Annotated in this window: 18 protein-coding genes and 1 pseudogene; 16 read left to right on the top strand and 3 right to left on the bottom strand. The window is 35.1% G+C overall.

The features are described 5' to 3' along the window. Window positions 1–149 precede the first annotated feature (149 nt). From AC3E9W_RS21195 to AC3E9W_RS21245, 11 genes and pseudogenes are all read left to right on the top strand, one after another. The gene (locus tag AC3E9W_RS21195) at window positions 150–1442 is read left to right on the top strand and encodes an alginate export family protein (RefSeq protein WP_488769920.1); all 1293 of its coding nucleotides are present in this window, start codon (window positions 150–152) and stop codon (window positions 1440–1442) included. A gap of 262 nt (window positions 1443–1704) precedes the next feature. Next, window positions 1705–2439, top strand: coding sequence for a M17 family peptidase N-terminal domain-containing protein (locus tag AC3E9W_RS21200; protein WP_488769921.1), 735 nt, complete (start codon window positions 1705–1707; stop codon window positions 2437–2439). A 5-nt stretch (window positions 2440–2444) separates the two neighbouring features. Then, window positions 2445–4331 (top strand): amidohydrolase, encoded by a 1887-nt coding sequence (locus tag AC3E9W_RS21205; protein ID WP_488769922.1) that lies wholly within the window; start codon window positions 2445–2447, stop codon window positions 4329–4331. A gap of 11 nt (window positions 4332–4342) precedes the next feature. Then, window positions 4343–4777, top strand: a complete 435-nt coding sequence (locus AC3E9W_RS21210) for a DoxX family protein (protein ID WP_488769923.1) — start codon at window positions 4343–4345, stop codon at window positions 4775–4777. Window positions 4778–5017: 240 nt separating this feature from the next. Beyond that, window positions 5018–5491 (top strand): Dps family protein, encoded by a 474-nt coding sequence (locus tag AC3E9W_RS21215; RefSeq protein ID WP_306160932.1) that lies wholly within the window; start codon window positions 5018–5020, stop codon window positions 5489–5491. A 9-nt stretch (window positions 5492–5500) separates the two neighbouring features. Next, window positions 5501–6169 carry a YoaK family protein gene (locus AC3E9W_RS21220; protein ID WP_306160929.1) on the top strand — a complete coding sequence of 223 codons (669 nt, stop codon included), beginning with the start codon at window positions 5501–5503 and terminating at the stop codon, window positions 6167–6169. 52 nt (window positions 6170–6221) lie between these two features. After that, window positions 6222–7154 carry a sensor histidine kinase gene (locus AC3E9W_RS21225; RefSeq protein ID WP_488769924.1) on the top strand — a complete coding sequence of 311 codons (933 nt, stop codon included), beginning with the start codon at window positions 6222–6224 and terminating at the stop codon, window positions 7152–7154. Window positions 7155–7169: 15 nt separating this feature from the next. Next, window positions 7170–8531, top strand: a complete 1362-nt coding sequence (locus tag AC3E9W_RS21230) for a sigma-54-dependent transcriptional regulator (RefSeq protein WP_488769925.1) — start codon at window positions 7170–7172, stop codon at window positions 8529–8531. A 293-nt stretch (window positions 8532–8824) separates the two neighbouring features. Continuing rightward, window positions 8825–9136: pseudogene (locus tag AC3E9W_RS21235) on the top strand (GNAT family N-acetyltransferase); the annotation flags it as partial. A gap of 568 nt (window positions 9137–9704) precedes the next feature. Next, a complete protein-coding gene (locus AC3E9W_RS21240) occupies window positions 9705–10325 on the top strand; it encodes an alpha/beta hydrolase (protein WP_488769926.1) in 621 nt (206 codons plus the stop codon). Beyond that, window positions 10325–10678 (top strand): cupin domain-containing protein, encoded by a 354-nt coding sequence (locus AC3E9W_RS21245; protein WP_488769927.1) that lies wholly within the window; start codon window positions 10325–10327, stop codon window positions 10676–10678. Before AC3E9W_RS21240 ends, AC3E9W_RS21245 begins: the two co-directional genes overlap by 1 nt. 269 nt (window positions 10679–10947) lie before the next feature. Here AC3E9W_RS21245 and AC3E9W_RS21250 read toward each other — a convergent pair whose 3' ends face one another. Then, window positions 10948–12525: a sigma-54 interaction domain-containing protein gene (locus tag AC3E9W_RS21250; RefSeq protein ID WP_488769928.1), complete on the bottom strand. Its 1578-nt coding sequence runs from the start codon at window positions 12523–12525 to the stop codon at window positions 10948–10950. A 490-nt stretch (window positions 12526–13015) separates the two neighbouring features. On the opposite strand from AC3E9W_RS21250, the gene AC3E9W_RS21255 reads away from it, so the two are divergent. The 5 genes from AC3E9W_RS21255 (at window position 13016) to AC3E9W_RS21275 (ending at window position 18946) form a co-directional block, all read left to right on the top strand. After that, complete coding sequence (locus tag AC3E9W_RS21255; protein ID WP_488769929.1) at window positions 13016–13954, top strand: ring-cleaving dioxygenase; 939 nt, start codon at window positions 13016–13018, stop codon at window positions 13952–13954. 102 nt (window positions 13955–14056) lie between these two features. Continuing rightward, complete coding sequence (locus AC3E9W_RS21260) at window positions 14057–14623, top strand: hypothetical protein (RefSeq protein WP_488769930.1); 567 nt, start codon at window positions 14057–14059, stop codon at window positions 14621–14623. A gap of 126 nt (window positions 14624–14749) precedes the next feature. Next, window positions 14750–15691: a hypothetical protein gene (locus tag AC3E9W_RS21265; protein ID WP_488769931.1), complete on the top strand. Its 942-nt coding sequence runs from the start codon at window positions 14750–14752 to the stop codon at window positions 15689–15691. Window positions 15692–15897: 206 nt separating this feature from the next. After that, window positions 15898–16356 carry an SRPBCC family protein gene (locus AC3E9W_RS21270; protein ID WP_488769932.1) on the top strand — a complete coding sequence of 153 codons (459 nt, stop codon included), beginning with the start codon at window positions 15898–15900 and terminating at the stop codon, window positions 16354–16356. Between the two features lie 181 nt (window positions 16357–16537). Beyond that, the gene (locus AC3E9W_RS21275) at window positions 16538–18946 is read left to right on the top strand and encodes a sensor histidine kinase (protein ID WP_488769933.1); all 2409 of its coding nucleotides are present in this window, start codon (window positions 16538–16540) and stop codon (window positions 18944–18946) included. A 385-nt stretch (window positions 18947–19331) separates the two neighbouring features. On the opposite strand, the gene AC3E9W_RS21280 is transcribed toward AC3E9W_RS21275, so the two are convergent. Both AC3E9W_RS21280 and AC3E9W_RS21285 read right to left on the bottom strand, forming a co-directional pair. Then, complete coding sequence (locus tag AC3E9W_RS21280) at window positions 19332–20114, bottom strand: hypothetical protein (protein ID WP_488769934.1); 783 nt, start codon at window positions 20112–20114, stop codon at window positions 19332–19334. Window positions 20115–20197: 83 nt separating this feature from the next. Then, window positions 20198–21607 carry an efflux transporter outer membrane subunit gene (locus tag AC3E9W_RS21285; RefSeq protein WP_488769935.1) on the bottom strand — a complete coding sequence of 470 codons (1410 nt, stop codon included), beginning with the start codon at window positions 21605–21607 and terminating at the stop codon, window positions 20198–20200. Window position 21608: the final 1 nt, after the last annotated feature.

Below are 21608 nucleotides of genomic sequence, written 5' to 3' on the forward strand. Positions count from 1 at the left end.
CAAACTTGAAACTTGAAACTTGAAACCCATAAAAACAAACTCTCTAAGCCTTCATTATTTTGGAATCAGCAAAATCCATATCAAACGCCAAATTACTTTTTCTTTTTCTCTTTTTTGGAGCTTTTGCGTCGGCTCAAAATTTTAAGCTGATGCGTTATGATGAAAATTATGAATTCTTAAAAGACTCCAACAGAAATTTTTACGAACGATTAAAATTCATTCCGTTAAATCAAGAAAAAGACTTTTATATGTCAATTGGTGGCGAAGCCCGATATGAATATGTTTATTTCAATAATGAAGACTGGGGGAGATTTGATACTGGCAGCAACAATTTTATACTCCAGCGCTATGATCTTCATGCTGATATTCACCTAGGAAAAAACTTCAGAGTCTTTGCACAGCTTAGAAGCGCTTTACAAGATGGAATATTCAACGGTACGATAGGTACAGACCAAGATCAGCTGAATGTGCAGAATCTTTTTTTGGATGTGAATGTCTATCAAAAAGAAGATAAAAAAATAATCATTAGAGCCGGAAGACAAGAACTTGACTACGGTTCTGGACGATTAATTTCTGTACAGGAAGGGCGAAATGACCGATTGTATTTTACTGGAGGAAAAATAATGTATGCGTCTGAAAGGCTTTACATCGATGCTTTTGCCATGATGCAGGATGCTGTGAATTCGGGTGTTTTCGATAATAAAATGTCTAAACAGTTAAATCTTTGGGGAGCTTATTCTAAAATAATCATTCCACAAGCAGGAAATCTCGATTTGTATTATCTCGGAATACGAAGAGATCGATCTGTTTTTGAAGAAGGAATTGCTCCAGAAAGAAGGCATACTATAGGCACAAGATTCTGGAAATACGGAGGCGGTTTTATTTACAATCTAGAAGCAGCCTACCAATTTGGCACTTTTGGTTCGGGAAATATAAATGCTTGGACAGGCTCAATAGACGTTGGATACATGTTTGAAAATACCAAATTTAAACCTACGATAAATCTTAGAAACGATTATATCTCGGGAGATAAAATTCAAGGCGACGGCAATTTGCAGACCTTTAATCCGCTTTTTCCAAAAGGAGGTTATTTCGGATTTAATCCGCAAATTGGACCAGTCAACTTGATTGACATTCATCCTTATGCTACGATGGATTTGCTTTCGAACTTACAGTTTCAGCTTGATGTAGTTTTTAACTGGCGATATTCACTCGAAGACGGTGTTTACAGACCAGGCGGAAGCCTAAATCGTTTAGGAAGCATGTCAGACAAACGGTATATTGGAACAGCTTATTTGGCTAGTTTGTCCTATAATTTCAATAAATATATATCCATTTCAAATGGGTTTCAGTATTTTAAGACTGGTGCCTTTATCAACGATATTGTTCCGAATGCTAAAGATGGTATTTTCTTTAATGTGCAACTCGGATTCAAATTTTAAAACAACAAAATTAAATTTTTAACACATAGAAACATAGCTTTTAGGAGTGAATAAAAGGCGTTTCTCTTGTAATAATACACATAGTATCAACAATAATCAACTTTGTCAAAGTTTTAAACTTTGACAAAGTTCTCCCAAAACTTTTCAGATAGGACTATGTGTTAGAAACTAGTTTCTTTCTTTATCCTTTTTTCAAAACAAGAAAAATCTATGTCTCTATGTGTTTAAAAGCAAATCAAAATAATAAAACTAAACCCTTAGCATGAAAACAAACACAGCAAAATACAGCCTGAGATATTCGTATCTGATGCTCTTACTTATAACATTTGCAGGCTCGCTTAGTAACAATGCTTTTGCACAAACAGCTTCAATTGGTTCGACTACAACTTGGGGGAAAGTAGACGGCGTTGCAGTAAACGGATTGGTTCAGGGACCATCTGCAGCAGAAGCTGACTTACAAGTTGCCTGCGTTTTTGAATATACAGAAGGTGATATAACCAACCCTCCTGCCCTGCCTGCAAACCTTAATGGAATGGTGCATTTAGACGACGCGCTAAAAGGCATTATTACTGAACTGCGCAAAAGCGGCAAATTTACAGGCCATTCGCTTGAAACTTTATTGATTACGCCTCCTAAAGGCACTTTAGCCTCCAAAAAATTATTATTAATCGGTTTAGGAGATCGCAACAAATTTTCGCCTGATTTAATGATTAGCGTAGGAAGCACTGCCATGCGTGAAGCTTTACGTTTAGGCGTTTCTAATTATTCTTTTGCGAGTGATATTAAAGATGCAGGAATTGATTCTCCAACAGCTTTGGTTGCCGAAAATGTGGTTTTAGGTGCTTTTGAAGCGTATAGAACAGAAACCTATTTACAGGATAAAAAATTAGCCACACACAAACCTTTAAAGAAAATAATCTTATTGGCTGGCCCTGCCTATTACACAGTTGCAGGAGAAGGAATTAAGCAAGCAATTGCAAAGTTGAACACTAAATAAAAGTTATGAAAGCAGATTTAATTTTATTTAATGGAAAAATCCATAGTTTCAATACAGAAACGCCAAATGTGACAGCAGTTGCAATTAAAGACGGAAAATTTATTGCAGTTGGAAACGACAGCGACATTATGACTTTTGCTGCTGAAGAAACCAAAATCATTGATCTTCAAAACAAAAGAGTCGTTCCTGGAATCAACGATTCGCACATTCACCTGATTCGAGGCGGATTAAACTATAACTTAGAATTGCGTTGGGATGGTGTTCCTTCTTTGGCAGATGCACTTCGAATGCTGAAAGAACAAGTAGATCGCACTCCAGATCCGCAGTGGGTTCGTGTGGTTGGCGGCTGGACAGAATTTCAGTTTGCTGAACGCAGAATGCCAACTCTAGAAGAAATCAATGCTATTGCGCCTGACACTCCTGTTTTTATTCTGCATTTGTACGACAGAGCAATTATGAACAGAGCGGCGTTAAGAGCCGTGGGTTACAACAAGAATACACCTGCTCCTCCGGGCGGACATATCGAACGCGATTCAAATGGAGAACCAACGGGATTAATTATAGCGACTCCAAACGCCATGATTTTGTATTCCACTTTAGCGAAAGGCCCTACTCTTTCTTATGAACATCAAATCAATTCGACTCGTCATTTTATGAAAGAATTGAACCGTTTTGGAATCACAAGTGTTATTGATGCGGGAGGCGGATTTCAGAATTTTCCAGACGATTATAAAGTCGTGAATGAATTGAATGAAAAGAACCAATTAACGGTAAGAATCGCGTACAATCTTTTCACTCAGAAGCCAAAACACGAGTTTGAAGATTTCTCTGATTGGATTGATACTGTAAAATTATATCAAGGAAATGATATGTATCGTCATAACGGAGCGGGTGAAATGCTCGTTTTTTCTGCTGCCGATTTTGAAGATTTCCTTCAGCCAAGACCAGATCTTCCTGAAAACATGGAAGCTGAACTAGAAAAAGTAGTCCGTCTTTTAGTAGAAAACCGTTGGCCTTTCAGACTTCACGCCACTTATAACGAAAGTATTACCCGATTTTTGAATGTTTTCGAAAAAATCAATCAAGACGTTCCTTTCAACGGCCTTCCGTGGATTTTTGATCATGCGGAAACGATTGACGAAAGAAACATCGAACGCGTAAAAGCTTTAGGCGGCGGAATCGCTGTACAAAGCAGAATGGCATATCAAGGTGAATATTTCACAGATCGTTACGGAGCAAAAGCAGCTGAAAATACACCGCCAATCAAAAAAATGCTTGAGATGGAAGTTCCAGTTGGTGCGGGTTCAGATGCCACACGTGTAAGCAGTTACAATCCGTGGGTTTCTATGTATTGGATGACAGCTGGAAAAACAGTTGGAGGATTGCAATTGTATAATGAAACAAGACTGAACAGACAAACTGCTTTAGAATTGTACACTAGAGGAAGCGCTTGGTTTTCGCAAGAGCAGAGTAAAAAAGGAGATATAAAAGTGGGAATGTTTGCTGATTTAGTGGTTTTAGACCGCGATTATTTTTCAATCGATGACGAAGACATCAAAAAAATCGAAGCCGATTTAACGATTGTAGACGGAAAAATTGTGTATGCTAACGGTGATTTTTCTTCGTTCTCACCGCCTCATATTCCGATTTTGCCAGATTGGTCTCCAACGAATATTTACAACGGATATCCAGTAAGAAGCGGTTTGCAGAGTGCGATTGAAAAAAATGCAAAAGCAGATGCAAAACCAAAACTGACTTCGCAGATTCACAGTTGCAGCGGAAGCTGTGATGTTCACTTACACAACCACGACGCGGCACGAATGAGCAATGTTCCCGTAAATAATTATAATGCATTCTGGGGCGCTTTGGGCTGTTCTTGTTTTGCTTTCTAAATTTCAAAAAAATGATCGAAATTATAAAACAAATCCTCCATTCTGATTTAGGAACAGCATTCAACAATGCAGCGCTTTTAGTTTTTAGAGTGCTACTGGCTGTAGAACTTTTCAGAGTCCACGGAATGAAAAAATTCAGAGTCGAAAACGGACAGAAAGAACACGTTCCGAATCCGTTGCATCTGCCTGAAAAACTAAACGGTCTGGTGGCAACATTTTCAGATACTGTAATTCCGTTTTTCATTATTCTCGGACTCGGAACAAGACTTGCAGTTCTCCCGACAATCGGTGTAACGGCAGTTGGGTATTTTGTGGTTCACAGAAACGATTCGCTCGAAGTGCGCGACGTTCCGTACATGTACACTTTATCGCTGTTATTGCTTCTTGCGCTTGGCGCGGGAACATATTCTCTAGATTATTATTTACTAGACTTATTAAACAATTAATTTTTTAAAACACATAGAAACATAGCTTTTGGAATGTAAAAAAGGGGTTTCACTTGCATAAATACACATAGAGCTGTTCTGCCAACTTTGTCAAAGTTTAAAACTTTGACAAAGTTCTCGCAAAGAGTTACACATAGAGCTATGTGTTAGAAACTAGTTTCTTTTTCAGAATCAAAAGAAAATCTATGTTTCTATGTGTTTCATTTATTCACAATTAGCATAATTAAACCTAAATCAAAAATGAAAACAAACATCGGAATCAAACAAGAAAACATCTCAAAAATCGCAGCTATTTTGGCTAAAGTTCTTGCAGACGAATTTGTACTTTATACCAAAACAAAAAGAGCGCACTGGAACGTTGAAGGTCCAGATTTTTATAACAAACACCTTTTCTTTGAACAGCAATACGATGCAATTGACGAGATTGTAGATACTGTTGCAGAAAGAATCAGATCTTTAGGTCATTATACGCCAGCAACGCTAAAAGATTTTCTAGCCTTGACACATCTTACAGAAGAATTGCAAGAGAAAAACGATAGCAATGGTTTTATCAAAGAATTGCTTGTAGATCACGAAAGCATTATTATTTATTTGAGAGAAAACATTAATCTTATTGCCAATGACTTGCAAGATGCAGGAACAAGCGATTTTATTACAGGATTAGTAGAAAATCATGAAAAAATGGCGTGGATGCTTCGCGCACATTTAAACTAAAAACAAATTATGGAAATTCAACAAAAAAATATTTGGTACGTAACCCTGCTTTTAACTATGATAGCAGGGTATTGCGATACCGTCACTTTTGTCGCTGCCGATTCGATATTTTCGGCACACGTAACGGGTAACTTTATCGTCTTTGCTTATCAAATTGTCAAAGGTTCAGATATACATGCGTGGGTAAAACTGCTTACTTTTCCCATTTTTATCATCGCGGTAATTACAGGAGGAAGAATTGCGCAAAAAGCAACTAATCGTTACACTATTTTGTTTTGGGAAGGTGTTTTATTGGTTTTAAGCGGTATTGCATCGTATGTTTTTGGCTATTTGCAAAACTTCGAAGAATGGACAATGTATACAGTAGCGATGACAACGGTTTTTGCCATGGGACTTCAGAATGCTTTTGGAAAGCTTTACGCTAAAGAAACCCACGGCCCAACAACAATGATGACAGGAAATGTAACTCAGGCTTCTCTAGATCTGGGCAATCTGCTAAAAAACGGACTTAAAGATGCTGAAGTATTTTTAAGTTTTAAGAAACAGCTGGTTACCTTAATCGGATTTTTGGCAGGATGTTTTCTTGGAGCTGTTGCCGGAAAGTTCTTCGGATTAGGAACTTTAATCGTGCCTGGAGTTGCAATGATCATTTGCTACCTATACCATCGAGACAGCTAGAAAAATACTCATTTTGGATTGCAGATTTATGATACTATAATAGCTAAAAAAAATGATTTTCACCCCTATTCTATCCATTAAAAAACACTTTCTTGCCTTATGCATAATGGGTTTGCTTTTGCTTGGAAATACGGGTATGGGTCAAGAAAATCATAATCTGCTTTCTCCAAAAATAACGACTTCAGAAATTGATGCTCAACAAACAGCGCTGTACCAAAATATTTTAGTTGGATTTCTCTTTCTATTGCTTTTGTACAGCGCTTTTAGATTAAAAAAGAAAAAAAACGAAGAAATAGACATTCAGCGCCAGCAGATTTTGGAGTCAAACGAACTCAACAAAAAACTGCTGACCGAAAAAGAATGGCTTTTAAGAGAAATTCATCATCGGGTAAAGAATAACCTTCAGATTGTCATTAGTTTATTAAACGCACAATCGGCTTATTTGCATAACGAAGATGCATTAATGGCTATCAAAAACAGCCAACATAGAATGCACGCCATGTCGCTCATTCATCAGAAATTATATCAGTCTGATAATCTGGCGAATATTAATATGGATTGGTATATTCACGAATTAATCAATTGTATGAAAGATTGTTTTCATACCGCTCAAAAAATTAATTTTATTTTAGAAGTAGAAAAAACCTATCTCGATGTTGCCCAAGCTGTTCCAATCGGCTTAATTATAAATGAAGCCGTTAGCAATGCCATAAAATATGCTTTTCCTGAAAATCGAAAAGGAAAAATAGGCATTATCTTCCAAAACATTGGCGAAAAAAATTACAGGCTTCAGATTTCTGATAACGGAATTGGGCTTTCTCAAAAGCTTGAAAATATCGAACGAAATTCACTCGGCATGAATTTAATAATAGGATTAACTGACCAGATTGATGGCACTTTTAATATGAAAAATGATAATGGATTAAAAATCACAATTACCTTTACAGGAAAAACCGAGTTTGACGAAACGGCCGAGAACTCTTAAATGACATCATTATAGATGAAGGATAAAATATTAATTGTCGAAGATGAATTTATAGTTGCAAATGATTTAAAAATCATGCTGCACAAAGCAGGTTATCAAGTGGTTGGAATTGCTGCTTCTGTGGCTCAAGCTAGAAAATTAATCGAAGATAAAAGTCCGGACTGGATTTTACTGGATATCATATTAAAAGGCGAATTGACTGGAATTGATCTCGCAAACGAACTTCGCGAAAAAAATCTGCCTTTTCTATATATTTCTGCCAATACCAATCAAAGCACGTTAGAAGCGGTAAAAGCAACACATCCGTACGGTTTTATGGTAAAGCCTTTTCGAGAAAAAGATCTTATTGTAATGCTTGACATTGCAAAATACCGATTCGATCAAGAAAAGGAAGATTTGGCTGTAAACCAATTCCATACTGAAGCTCAAGAAATCAAAGGAATTATCGGTCAGAGTACGCTTTTGAATGATGTTATAGAAAAAATAAAAATTGTGGCTCCAGCCGAAACTTCTGTGCTTATTTTAGGCGAAAGCGGTACAGGAAAAGAAAGAGTCGCACATGCTATACATGAACTTTCAGCGCATAAATCGAACCCGATTATAGTGGTAAACTGCGCTGCTTTACCGCAATCTTTAATAGAATCGGAACTTTTCGGACATGAAAAAGGTGCTTTTACAGGTGCCAATGCGTTACGAATCGGAAAGTTTGAACAAGCCAATAATGGAACAATTTTTCTGGATGAAATTGGCGAACTGCCACTCGATTCTCAAGTGAAATTATTGCGCGTGCTGCAGGAAAAAGAAATTCAGCGTTTGGGAGGAAATAAAACGATAAAAATCAATGTTCGTATTGTAGCCGCCACCAACAGATCACTGGAAAAAGAAGTTGCCGAAGGTCGTTTCAGATTGGATTTGTATTACCGTTTAAATGTATTTCCGATACAGTTGCCTCCTTTAAGGGAACGAAAAGAAGATATTGAAATATTAGCTCATTATTTTCTAAAAAAATATGCAGCAAATTCTAGAAAAAATGTCAATAGCATAAGTGCAAAAGCTTTAGAACAATTAAAAAAGTACAATTGGCCAGGAAACGTGCGCGAATTAGAACATTTAATGGAACGAAATGTGCTTCTCGCCAAAACAAACGAAATTGAAAAATTTGACTTGCCGTCGAGCGTTGCCATTCTCTCTTTAGAAACTGGCACAGACAAAATAAAGTCAATGGAAGAAATGGAAAAAGAACATATTATGAATGCGCTCCAAATCTGCAACGGCAAAGTTTCGGGTAATGGCGGTGCCGCAGAACTTTTAAAAATGCAACCGCAGACTTTGTATTCAAAAATGAAAAAATTAGGAATTAAGCAGGGATATAATTAAATTGCTTTATTGATTTAACCGCAAGGAACGCAAAGGTTTACGCAAAGTGCGCAAAGGATTTTCGCAAAGAACGCAAAGTTTTTTTAAGGATTTAATTAAGATTAAAAGTTCGCAAAGCTTTACCTAATATAAAGCTTTGCGAACTTAATATCTAGATTCCGCTTGAGCTTTTAATAAAAAATCTTAGCGAGCTTTGCGTAAATTCTGCACAAGCTAAATCAACCAAAAGAAAATATTTTAATTAATCTACATTAAGAGGACTTAACCGACTACTTAACGAACTTTGTCCTTATAAAACAACTAAAACCAAAAAAATGGAAACAATAAAACTAGAATTAGACGAGAAAAAACATGGAGCTTTTAATCTTTATGTTGACGATAAAAAACTGGGAGAAATGACGGTAAGCATCAAACCTGATCTATTGACGGTTTATCACACTGGCGTTGAACCAGAAGCAGAAGGAAAAGGTTATGCTAAAAAACTTTTAGAAGAAATGGTTTCTTATGTACGCGCCAATAATTTGAAGGTTTTACCGCTTTGTCCTTATGTTCATGCGCAATTTAAAAGACATCCAGACGAATACGAGGATATTTGGAAAAAATAATTAGTTTTTAATAAGGAACTTCATAGTTTGTCATCCTGACGAAGGAAGGATCACACTAGTAAATCGACAAAGATTGGCAGTTTATTTCACGCAGATTTTAGCAGATAATTTGGATTTCCTTTATCGATAAAAGATTTTAGCAGATTTCCTAAAATAAAATCTATTTTAATCTGCTAGAATCTTTTAAAATCTGCGTGAAACAAATCTATACGCAAAGTTTATTTCACGCTCCCGATAGATATCGGGATTAGCAGATAATTTAGATTTCCTTTATCGAAAAAGATTTGCGCAGATTTCTTAAAATAAAATCTATTTTAATCTGCTAGAATCTTTTAAAATCTGCGTGAAAGAAATCTATACGCAAAGTTTTTTTTTCACGCTCCCGATAGATATCGGGATTAGCAGATAATTTAGATTTGCTTTATCGAAAAAAGATTTAGCAGATTTCTTAAAATAAAATCTATTTTAATCTGCCAAAATCTATCAAAATCTGCGTGAAACAAAATCTATACGCAAAGAATAAAATTTGCGTAAAACCAAATTCACTAAAAACTAAAAAAAATATACTATGAATACAGAAATTTTAACAGACGGTATTCCTTTAAATGAAGCAAAAAAAGCGTTGGTTATGATACACGGACGCGGTGCTAGCGCTCATGATATACTTTCGCTTGCGAAACATCTTAAGGTTGATGATTTTGCATTGGTGGCGCCACAGGCAGAAAACAGAACTTGGTATCCGTATTCGTTTTTAGCTCCGCTGGACGAAAATGAACCTTCGTTTTCTAAATCTTTAGAAGCGATTCATCAAGTTGTGGTCGCTATTCAGCAAAACGGAATTGAAAAAGAAAACATCTATTTCTTAGGGTTTTCTCAAGGGGCTTGTCTTGCTTTGGAATTCACTACCAGAAATGCTGCAAAATATGGCGGAATCGTAGCTTTCACAGGCGGATTAATTGGTGATCAAGTATATGAAAATCATTATACCGGAAATTTCCAAAACACGCCTGTTTTTATAGGAACAAGTGATCCAGATTTCCACGTTCCTGTAGAAAGAGTCAATGATACTGAAACACTTATGGAAAAAATGGGTGCAGATGTTACAAAAAAAATCTACCCGAACATGGGACATACCATCAGTCAAGATGAAATTAATTGTGCTAATGCCTTAATTTTCAATAAAAAATAATGATTACGATTACACGTGTTTACAGCGATGCCAACGGAGAAAGTTATTTTGAAGACTTTGAAGTTCCGTTGAAAAACAATGGCGACATCGGTTTTTTATCTGACGACGAACCGGTGAAATCTATTGTTTTTAGAGAAGTAAGTCCGTCTTATGATTACGATTTTCACAATGCGCCAGACCGCCAATATATTGTTTTACTGGAAGGAGGCGTAGAAATCGAAACTTCGTTAGGAGAAAAAAGAACCTTTCCGACTGGTTCAATTTTATTGGTGGAAGATACTACTGGAAAAGGTCATAAAACTAAAAATCTTGAACCTAAACTGAGAAAATCGATATTTATAAAGTTAGTTTAAAAATAGTTTATGCTCGAACTTTGTCAAAGTTGAAAAATGTTTTAAACACATAGAAACATAGATTTTCTTTGCTTTTGAAAAAGAATAAAGAAAGAAACTAGTTTCTAACACATAGCAGTTTGCGTATTTCTTTGCGAGAACTTTGTCAAAGTTTAAAACTTTGACAAAGTTGGCAAGCAGTGCTATGTGCATTTATGCAAGTGAAACGCCTTTTAAAACTCTCAAAACTATGTTTCTATGTGTTAAAAAATCTTCTCCTCGCAAAAAAATCAATCCGAAAAGTGTTCTTTTTTAATTCCCAGCTTTCGCATTCTAGAAGTCAATGTTGTAGAGGGCAAACCAAGCAAAACCGCCGCGCCCTGCGGACCAGAAATTCGTCCGTTGCATTTTTTTAGGACTTTTAGAATGTGTTCTTTTTCGACTTCTTTAAGCGTTTTGGTATAAAATTCATTTACTAAATTATCTGGACTAGCAATTGTAATTTCAGGAAAAATCATTTCTTTGATTTTTTCTTCTTTAGCAAACAAAATGCTTCTTTCTATCATATTTTCCAGTTCGCGCACATTACCAGGCCAAACATTAGCCATCATGCTATTGAGTACTTTTTTAGAAAATCGTTTTACATTTCTGCCCATTTTTGAAGCATGTTTTTCTAAGAAAAAATAGCCCAAAACAGGAATATCGTCTTTACGTTCGCGTAAAGCAGGAAGTTTTATAGGGTAAACATTCAATCTAAAATACAAATCGCTTCTAAAACGGTCGGCGTAAACTTCTTTCTCTAAAATTTTATTGGTTGCGGCGATCACTCTAGCGTTTACTTTTATGCTTTTATTTCCGCCAACTCTTTCAATTTCTTTTTCCTGCAAAACCCGAAGCAGTTTTCCCTGCAATTCTAAAGGCAACTCCCCTATTTCATCCAAAAAAATCGTGCTATTTTCTGCTTGTTCAAACTTCCCGATTCGCTGTTCTGTTGCGCCTGTAAAAGCACCTTTTTCATGTCCGAATAATTCACTTTCGATTAGACTTTCAGGGATAGAAGCACAATTTACTTTAATCATTTTTTGGTTTGAAACCTCAGACAAACTGTGAATAGCATTCGCTACGAGTTCTTTTCCAGTTCCTGTTTCGCCTAAAATTAGAACAGTAGAATTGGAAGAAGCCACTTGCGAAATCAATTCGTAAACTTCTTTCATAGCATTGCTGCTTCCAACGATTCCATGAAAATCTTGATTTTGCTGTGTATTTTTTCTTTCTCTTTTTTCTAAAATATTATTTTTCAAGATTTCCAGTTCAGCTAGAGCAGTTTCATTTTGATGCGTCAATGCAATATTTCTAAGTGTTATAGAAAGTTGCATCGCAATTCCTCTCAAAATGCGATGAGATTCTCTGCTAAAAGTTTTGACATTTTTAAAGAAAAGAAAAAGCACATTTCGATTTCCTTTTATATATGGAAGCTCAATTCCGATCGCGTTTTTAAATCCTTTTTTATAAATGTTCTGAATGTAATCTGGATTTTTCTGATTTGATTTTAAATCAAAAAAAACAATATCAGCAGATTCTGTACAGCGGTCAAAAAAACCATCCTTTTGAGGATAGCTTTTTAGTTCTGCATTTTTATCTGTTGAATAAAAAATGAAATATTCGGCATTGTTGTCATAAGAAGAAGCTATAGCAAAATCATCAAACTCAAGGTTTTCTTTTAGCATTCCGTTTACAAGAGATGCAAATTCGTTTTTGTTTAAAGCCTGAGAAAGCGCTGTACAAATATCCATAATCAGCATTTGTTCTCTTTCTCTTTCCTGCAGTCGGTTTAGTGTGATCGCAGTTGTATCTGTAGGCTTTTCCATAAACGGTATTTATTGTGGCATTTTGGCGGTGAGAGCGTAAATTTAAGAAATAGGCTTTAGTAAATAGCTAATCGGTTGCGTGAAGTTTTTAACACATAGAAACATAGATTTTTTTGCCTATCTGAGAATTCAAAAGAGAAATTCATTTCTCACACATAGTTTGCTATGTGCATTTAAATAAGTGAAACGCCTTTTTACATTTTACAATAGCTATGTTTCTATGTGTTAAAATCATCGCTACAACTAACATTTTCTAAATATGCCATTCTCAAATCATAAAATTACGATATATCGTATATTCTAAAATTTGAAATTTCTCCAAAAGCCTTGTTTTTCAAAGCCTTTTAAAAATCGGAATGTTATTTGGTTGGTTATTGCCATTTCAAAAAAGAATGCCTTTTCATTTCTTAATCTAGGTTAATCGATCCAGATGCATAACCGCCGTAAATTTGTAAAAGAAAATCAATAACAATTTAATATAACAAATACCATGGAAAATAAAATTTTAGGCTTACACCATATTACTGCAATCGCAGGTGACGCTAAACGCAATTTTGACTTTTATTCAAAAGTTTTAGGATTAAGATTTATCAAAAAAACAGTAAACTTTGACGATCCGGGAACCTACCATTTTTACTTTGGTGACGAAGTAGGAAGCGCAGGAACAATTCTAACTTTTTTCCCTTGGGGAGCAGGAATCCAGCAAGGAAGAAAAGGTTCTGGAATGGCAACTGAAATTGGATATTCTGTTCCAAAAGGAAGCTTAGATTTCTGGCAAAAACGTTTTGAACAGTATAATGTAATTTACAATAAACCAGCTGAAAAGTTTGGAGAAAAATATTTGACTTTCTTAGATCCAGACGGATTAAAATTGGAGTTAATCGAATCTAAAACAGACGATAACAGAAAAGGTTGGGAAACTGATGAAGTAAAAGCAGATGTGGCTACAAAAGGTTTTCACAACATTACTTTGACTTTAAACGACGTTAAACCAACTGCTGCAATCTTAACTGAAATATTTGGTTATAAACTGATCGATCAGGATGTAAACCGTTACCGCTATGCAACAGATGCTGTAGAAAATGCTGCAATTGTTGACTTGGTAGAATTACCTGAAGAAAAACGCGGTTTAAATGCTAACGGAACTGTTCACCACGTTGCTTTCCGCGTACCGAATGACGAAGTTTTAATGAAATTTAGAGAAAAAATCGAAGAATACGGATTACAGATTACTCCGCAAATTGACAGACAGTATTTCCATTCTCTATATTTCAGAGAACCAGGAGGCGTTTTATTCGAAATCGCAACAGATAATCCTGGATTTACTGTAGACGAAAGCTTAGAAGAATTAGGTCAAAACCTAAAACTTCCAGCACAATACGAATCTCAAAGAGAAGCTATTGAAAAACATTTGGTTAAAATTAATTAATTTCTAAACTGGGGTTATCCCGAACAACACAACTATTTTGAAAAAGCTGTCCTGATTGGGATGGCTTTTTTTGTTTGGGGAATTGAACTTGACTTTTGATATATGATAAAAGCAACTTATATTTACTCACAAATCACTAAATTTTGGTTTTATACTCTAACTATTAAAAACTCATATATGAATAACGGCTTAGATCCAGAAAACTTTCGAATGTATTATCAATTACAATATGATAGAATCGATCATTTAGAAACAAAACGTGAGAATTTCAGTAATTATGTTTTAACAATCAGTTCTGGTGTTTTTATTTTAGCTGTTACAAATGCTAAAGATTTTGATGCATGGTTAGCAATTGGAACTTTTCTTTTTATGGCTATAATCAATCTTATTGCAATTCAATTTGCAAAAAGTACAATGCCGTTTATTGAAATGCATCAAAATAGGGCAAAAGCCGCAAGAGAAAAGTTTGAAGATTTAAAACAATTAAATTCAGCTGTTGTAAAGCCTGAACCAAAAATTGAAATCCTTGAATGGGAATTCTCATTAAAAAGACAGTATCTTTATAAGTGGCTTCATTGGATAATAATTGGTTTTTTTGGTTTACTTGCTGTTTACCTCATTTCATGCAATCATCCTTTAGACCAATTTGAAATTAAAATTATAAAATAAATGTTAACTTCTATACAGCGGATTTAAAAATTGGCTTATTATAGAAAGATCGTTTTCTATTTGAATGATTTTACAAATTCGAAGAATGGCTTGGTCAATCTGTAAAAATTAAACGGACTAACAAAAATGAGTATACTCAAAAAAAATGGAGAGAGAACAACTCCCGATTTTATCGAGGAAGATTTTATTTCTGCAATTGAAACCTCTTTAAATAGGTCAATCTACTTTCGTGACAAAAATATTGAAATAAGAAGAATTTCACAAGCAGACGAAAACGAATTGGGCTATGATGGGATATTGAACACGATTGTTCCTTTTTATATTCAGTTTAAGCGCTCTGACTTTTATTCACCCCATTTCAGTGGAAAATTAACAACTGATCGTAAAAGTGTTTCATTACCAGTTGACAAAGGTTTCTTTGCATTTGAGCTATTACGCAAGAACGATAAGTTCGGACAACATAATGCAATGTTTGAATTATCTCAACAGAGCAAAGCTGTTTATGTTGCTCCAATGTTTTATAAAAGTGGTGAACTTTCAAGACTCAAATCGCAAGCCAAAGAATTTCTACCTATTCATTATGACGACATTTCTTTCTATCATCCCATGCATGGTAGTATCGTTGTTAGGAACTTTCTTCTGTTCAAAAAATCAATTACAATTCCCCCGCATGCTTTAGTTAATGATACAAATCCAAACCATCATTATTCATATAGCAGAGACAACAAAATTGGATTTCATAGTGTCCCAATTAATCTTGAAAATTCTAAAGCAAAAACATTCTATTACTTCATTCAAGAAGTTTTCAATCAAAATGGAAGAGAATCAAAAAGCATAGTTGATTTCAATTATAACTTATTACCAAAACTATTCGGATTAGAAAATAACTCTCCCGAATTTTTAGAAATTTTGGAAGCATCAATTAGGCGAGTGTCTATTGTTGATCCTGAAACGAACATCACTTCAATCATTGAGCAGTTTGACATCATTGACAAATTAATCATTTTGGAAGACATGTTATATCAATACTTCAACATTAGACAATTTATTAAGTATGAAAATGCTTGAGGAGCAACGTAATAGTAAAATACCCGATAGCGCGGATTTGTAATCCGTGCCCATTTTGTATTGTGTCTTATTGTTGCGGGCACGGATTGCAAATCCGCGCTATCGATTGTCGGCACATTCACATAAACAATTAATTATCAAAGCATTTTAGCATTTATAATCAAAATAATATGTAACTTTTAAGCATATAAAAAAACAAAGAAGCCATGCAAAAATTACAATTTAAAAAAGAAATAAATGCATCTGCTCAAAAGGTATATGAAACGATGCTCGGCTTAAAGGACAAAGCCACTTACGAATATTGGGTTAAAACTTTTAATCCTACTTCTACTTATGAAGGCAGTTGGGACAAAGGAAGTAAAATCCGTTTTGTTGGAACAGATGAAAACGGTAAAAAAGCCGGAATGGTTTCGGAAATTGAGGAAAATAAACCTGCTAACTTCGTTTCCATTCGTCATTACGGTTTTTTGGATGGAGATACCGAAGTAACCACTGGCGAACAAGTTGAAAAATGGGCCGGCGGACATGAAAATTATACTTTTGAGGAAAATAACGGTGTTACAACTGTAACTGTCGAAATGGATACTATTGATGAATATTTGGATTATTTCAACAGTACGTATCCAAAAGCTATGGACAAATTAAAAGAAATTTCAGAGCAATAAAAAACTGAAATTCACTTATCGCGAATACATCACATTTTAAAAAAGCTGTCTAGATTTTAGACAGCTTTTTTTGATATTGTTTCATCACATAAAATTCTTTTTTCAAGCAAAAAATATGGCTAAAAATGTTTTCTAAACACTTTTAAAACGCTTAGTTTTACGTTTCCAAACACTCCTAAACATGAAAAAAGTAATTTTCTTACTTTTACTAACTTTCTTTACCACACCCTCTTTTTGCCAAAACAAAACCGATAAACTTAAGCTTCAGAAAGATAGATTGATGCTTCATAATGTTGCGATTTATCTTCGTAATGTAAACCAAGGTTCTATAGATATTGACAGCGCCATGATTTTGGCTTGCAAATCGCATAATTTGCCCTACACGCTTGCCAATGATGAAGGTTTTAATGACGGATCTGATTTTCCTGGAAATAATTTAATCACTAACAATTATGTTCGCGGTGCAGAAATGCTTTTGCCAAGACTGAATGCTATTAATCAAATCAAGCTGGCATTGCAGATTGGGAGTTTTTATCTGTTTAAAACTGGCGCTAAAAAAAATGATTTGAAAAATGCGCTTTTGTATATTCATAAGGCTCAAAAACTAGCAGAAAAAACACACATTCAAAAATGGATCTTTCAATCTCAATTTCTCCTTGCTAAATACTATTATCAAGCAGGAAACAAGCAACTAAGCAGTACCATTTTTTCGCAGCTGGTCAACGTGGCAAGAAAAACAAAAAACGACCAATTATTAGCCGAAGCTATTGACAACCAAGGCACTTACATGCCAGATGATAATCCTGAAAAAGCAGTTGTTTTAGCCGAAGCTCGTGAGATTTACAAAAAAACAGAAAATAAAGAAAAGGAAATTGAAACCTTAATGAAAATAATTCCGGTGCATTTTTGGACTGGAAAAATGGAATTGGCCAAAAAAGAGCTCCTTACTAGTCTTAATCTTCAGAAAAAAATAGGTTTTCTACATACGCAATATACGGAGACTACCATTTCGTATATCGAATTGCTGAATAACAATTTACGAAATTCGCTGTATTATGCTTTGAAAAGCGTTAGCTCAATGGAAAAAACAAAAGACTACGCTTTTGCAGACAGTTTCTATATACGTTTAGGCAACATTTATACTAGCACGGGCTACTATGAAGATGCGCTTAAATTTTATCAGAAAGGAATTGAGTACAACCAGAGAGAATTAAACGCGGGAACTTGGTACAAAAGCTTTTTTGGAGCTTTACGATCGTTTATGGACAATTCGAAATATGGCGAAGCTTTAAAATATCTGGAAACAAATTCCAAAAAATATCCGCCGAAAAATGACCTTGACAACATGATTTTATACCAGCTTAAAGGGCGCTGTTATGAAGAATTAGGAAGACTGAAAGAAGCTGAAGCTAGTTATGAAAAACTCGATTTTTATGCCAAGAAATTGAAAAACAAAGAAGCTGTCAAAGATGTCGCAACTTGTTCTTCGATCATGGCTTTATTTTACCTTAAAATCAATAAGCCACAAAAGGCAAAAGAGATTACAGATCGAATTCTCTCTATTACGACACCAAAAACAGAAGGATTTAATCCGCAGCTATTGGAGCTTTCTTTATTTAAAATTGATTCGATCAACGGAAATTATCTTTCTGCGATCGATCACATGAAAAATTATACTCGAATTCAGGATTCGATTGATGATATTGCCAAGCATCGGGATTATGAAAATTTAAAATTTAAGTTTGAAACGTCTGCCAAAATACAAAACATTAAATCTTTAAAACAGCAGACAAATCTTCAGAAAAGTCAATTGCAATCGTCCAGACTTCTTAATACGATTTCTGTCAGCAGTTTATTTTTACTGCTGATTATCATTATTTTATTATACAACAGAGCTAAAATAAAACAGCGCAATACGAGCCGTTTGCAAGTAAAAGAAAAAGAAATCAAGCTGAAAAATATTAAATTGGAGCGCTTGGTGGAGGAAAAAGAATGGCTTTTGAAAGAAATTCACCATCGAGTAAAAAACAATCTTCAAACTGTAATTAGTCTGCTTAATTCGCAGTCGTCTTATTTAAAAGATGATTTGGCGATTTCTACCATCAAAAACAGCCAAAATAGAATTTATGCGATGTCGTTAATTCATCAGAGATTGTATCGGGAAGATAATGTTTCGATGATCGATATGCCAGAATATTGCAATGAATTGGTTGATTATCTCAAAGAATCTTTTAACGCAGAATATATTCATTTCGAAGTTAAAATTGACCCTATTGAATTGGATATTTCTCAGGCAATTGCCATTGGGTTAATTATTAACGAAGTCATTACCAATTCGATAAAATACGCTTTTAAAGATGTTGAAAACTGCAGAATCAGTCTAGCGTTAACGGAGATTTCAGAAGACTATTACAGGCTTCATATTTCTGATAACGGAATTGGAATACAGGATATTGAATCATTGCAAAATAGCGAGTCGTTCGGAATGACGCTGATAAACGGTTTAAGCAACACGCTTGAAGGAGATTTGTCTATTACAAACCAAAATGGCGTAAGTTTTCAGTTAACCTTTAAAAAAGACTTTCGATAGAAATTTAAACACATAGAAACATAGATTTTATGCCTATCTGAGGATGTTAAAGAGAAAATATTTCTTTCACATAGTTTGCTAATGTCTAATGAAATTAAAGAATGATCCAAAAGTTTTTTTAAAGTAAAGAATCCGAAGGATTCAAATGTTTATAGAATTTCATTCTAGAGCGTGGGTATGACCCCTTCGGGGTCACATATCGGCGGCAAGAATTATGTGCTATAAACATTTGAATCCTTCGGATTCTTTATAGCAAACTTCAAATTATACACTATAGACATTTGAATCCTTCGGATTCGTTATAATGAACCCAAAATTTTAATTTATAATTTGTTTTTTTGTGGATTATCCTATTACGGCTTCTATTAATAATTTCATTCACGAATTAATCTTCTGCTGCCATTAATTCTATTTTCGCCATGATTAAGGCGAGATTATTTTCTAGAATAATCTTTCCGTCACGCCATTCTTTTTTATTAGCTCCGCTTGAAATTCTAAAAATAAAATCGCCTGTAAAAACGTAGCCATAAGTTTCTCTTAAACCATTTTTGGTTAGTCGTTTCTGTGCTTCTCTCAAATCAACTTTGATTTCGATTCCGTTTTTACAAATAACCGTATCTAAACCGTCGAGTCCTTTTTTAAATTCATGTCCGCGATATTGACTCAGCTGAATAAAAGCATTCATAAACCGCAAAGCACGATCTACGTTTTCTTTAGAAACATTTAAATCCAAAATCTGAAATTTGTCTTCTTCCATATTTGCATTAGAAATTTTGCTTTCCCAATATTTCTGTGTTGCCGCAATAATTGCACACGGATTTTCAAGCTTTTCGCTAACAACTAAAGGCGCGTTAGTATCGTTTTTTATCTTTTGTGCCAAATCTAATAAAGGTGTAGATTGAGCCGGAACTCGAAGCTGCATTTCGTAGGTTTTTTTCAAAATAGCAGTTTCAGGATTCCCTTTAAAATCTGAAGGAAGTCGAGGAATACTTTTTCTTTTATAAGCTGGAGCAATCCAATGTCGGCTTTTAGGAAGCGGAATATTCATTTTTTCGCAAGCATTTTTGATTCCCATACTGGAAACTTCGTAATGTTTGGCAATCTGCGGAATTGGAAATTTCCAAACCAAGGTATAAAGTTCTGATCGGGTAAAAATAATTTTGTCCATAAATCAGTAAATTCAAATCAAAAGAAAATTCACCATCTCCATAATTGCTTACAGAAACGGTGAATTGTAAAAAAAATAAAGAACTACTCTACTCCGCCTCCTAAAGCACGGTACAGGTTAATTGCTGCATTCAGTTTTTCGAGTTTTATGGTTACCAGATCCAATTCGTTTTGCAGCGAACTGTTCTGAGCCGCAATTACTTCCAAATAATTTGCCATTCCGCTCTTGTAAAGCAAACCAGCATCAGAAGTGGCTTTGTCTAACGATGCTGCTTTATCTTTTGCTAAAATGATACGTTCGTCAGCATATTTTAATCGAGACATGGCATCGTTTACTTCTCCAACTGCAACTATAAAAGACTGTTTAAACTGTACAGCCGCTTTTTCCTGTTCTAAAACAGCAACTTCATAAGCAGTTCGCAACGCTTTTTTTCTAAAAATCGGCTGCGCTAAATTGGCTGCAATAGTTTTAGTCAAAGAACCTGGAAAATCAAACCAATTATCAAATTCAAAAGAGTTCACCCCAATTGACGGACTCAAACTTAAAGTCGGATACATAGTTGCTTTTGCCAATCCCGTTTTAGCAGCAGCAGACATAACCGCATATTCGCTAGCTTTTACATCTGGTCTGCGGCTTAAAAGTGAAACCGGAATTCCAGATGGGAAAACAACAGCAACTTCTGCAGCATCTATATTTCCTGCTCTTTCAATCTTATCTGGATATTCTCCGCATAAAATCTGCAAAGCATTTTCTTGGACTGCAATATTCGCTTTCGCTAAAGGCACTAGCAATTCAGCCGTTTTTTTCTGCGCTTCTGTCTGGTTTACAGCCAAAGAACTAATCGAACCCGAATTGTATTGCAATTGCATCATACTCAAAGTATTCGTACTCAATTCGATGTTTTTCTCAGCTATTTTCAGCTGTTCGTCTAAACCTAAAAGATTGTAATAGGCTTGCGCCACTTGCACAATAATTCGGGTTTTTAAGGCTGAAAGATTCTCTTTTTGAGCAAAATAAGTTGCTTTAGCATCTCTTTTCTGCATCGCTGCTTTTCCCCAAATGTCAACCTCCCAAGAAAGTCGAAGATTGGCACTGTAATCATCCATATAATCTTTACCAATAAACTGCTGGCTCAAAGATCCGTTTAGGGAATTTTTAGAGGGATAAGAACGGCTCGCTCCAGCATCGAAATCTAGTGTGGGTAATAACGATAATTTGGCTTGTTTATAGCTGAGATCGAGCTGTTCCATGCTTTTCATGGCAATGATCACTTCATTGTTTTTGACTAAAGCTTTTTCTATCAAAGCAACCAGCAAAGGATCTTTGTAATAGTTTTTCCACGGAAGCAAAACCGTGTCTCCAGTAACCGCGACTTCTTCGCGGTATTTTTCTGGAGCATTTAAATCTTCACGAGAATATTTTTTCCCTACCACGCACGATGTCATAATCGCGCCCGTAAGTAAAACCATTCCGATTTTATATATACTTTTCATT

It is taken from the genome of Flavobacterium sp. 38 (assembly GCF_057799715.1).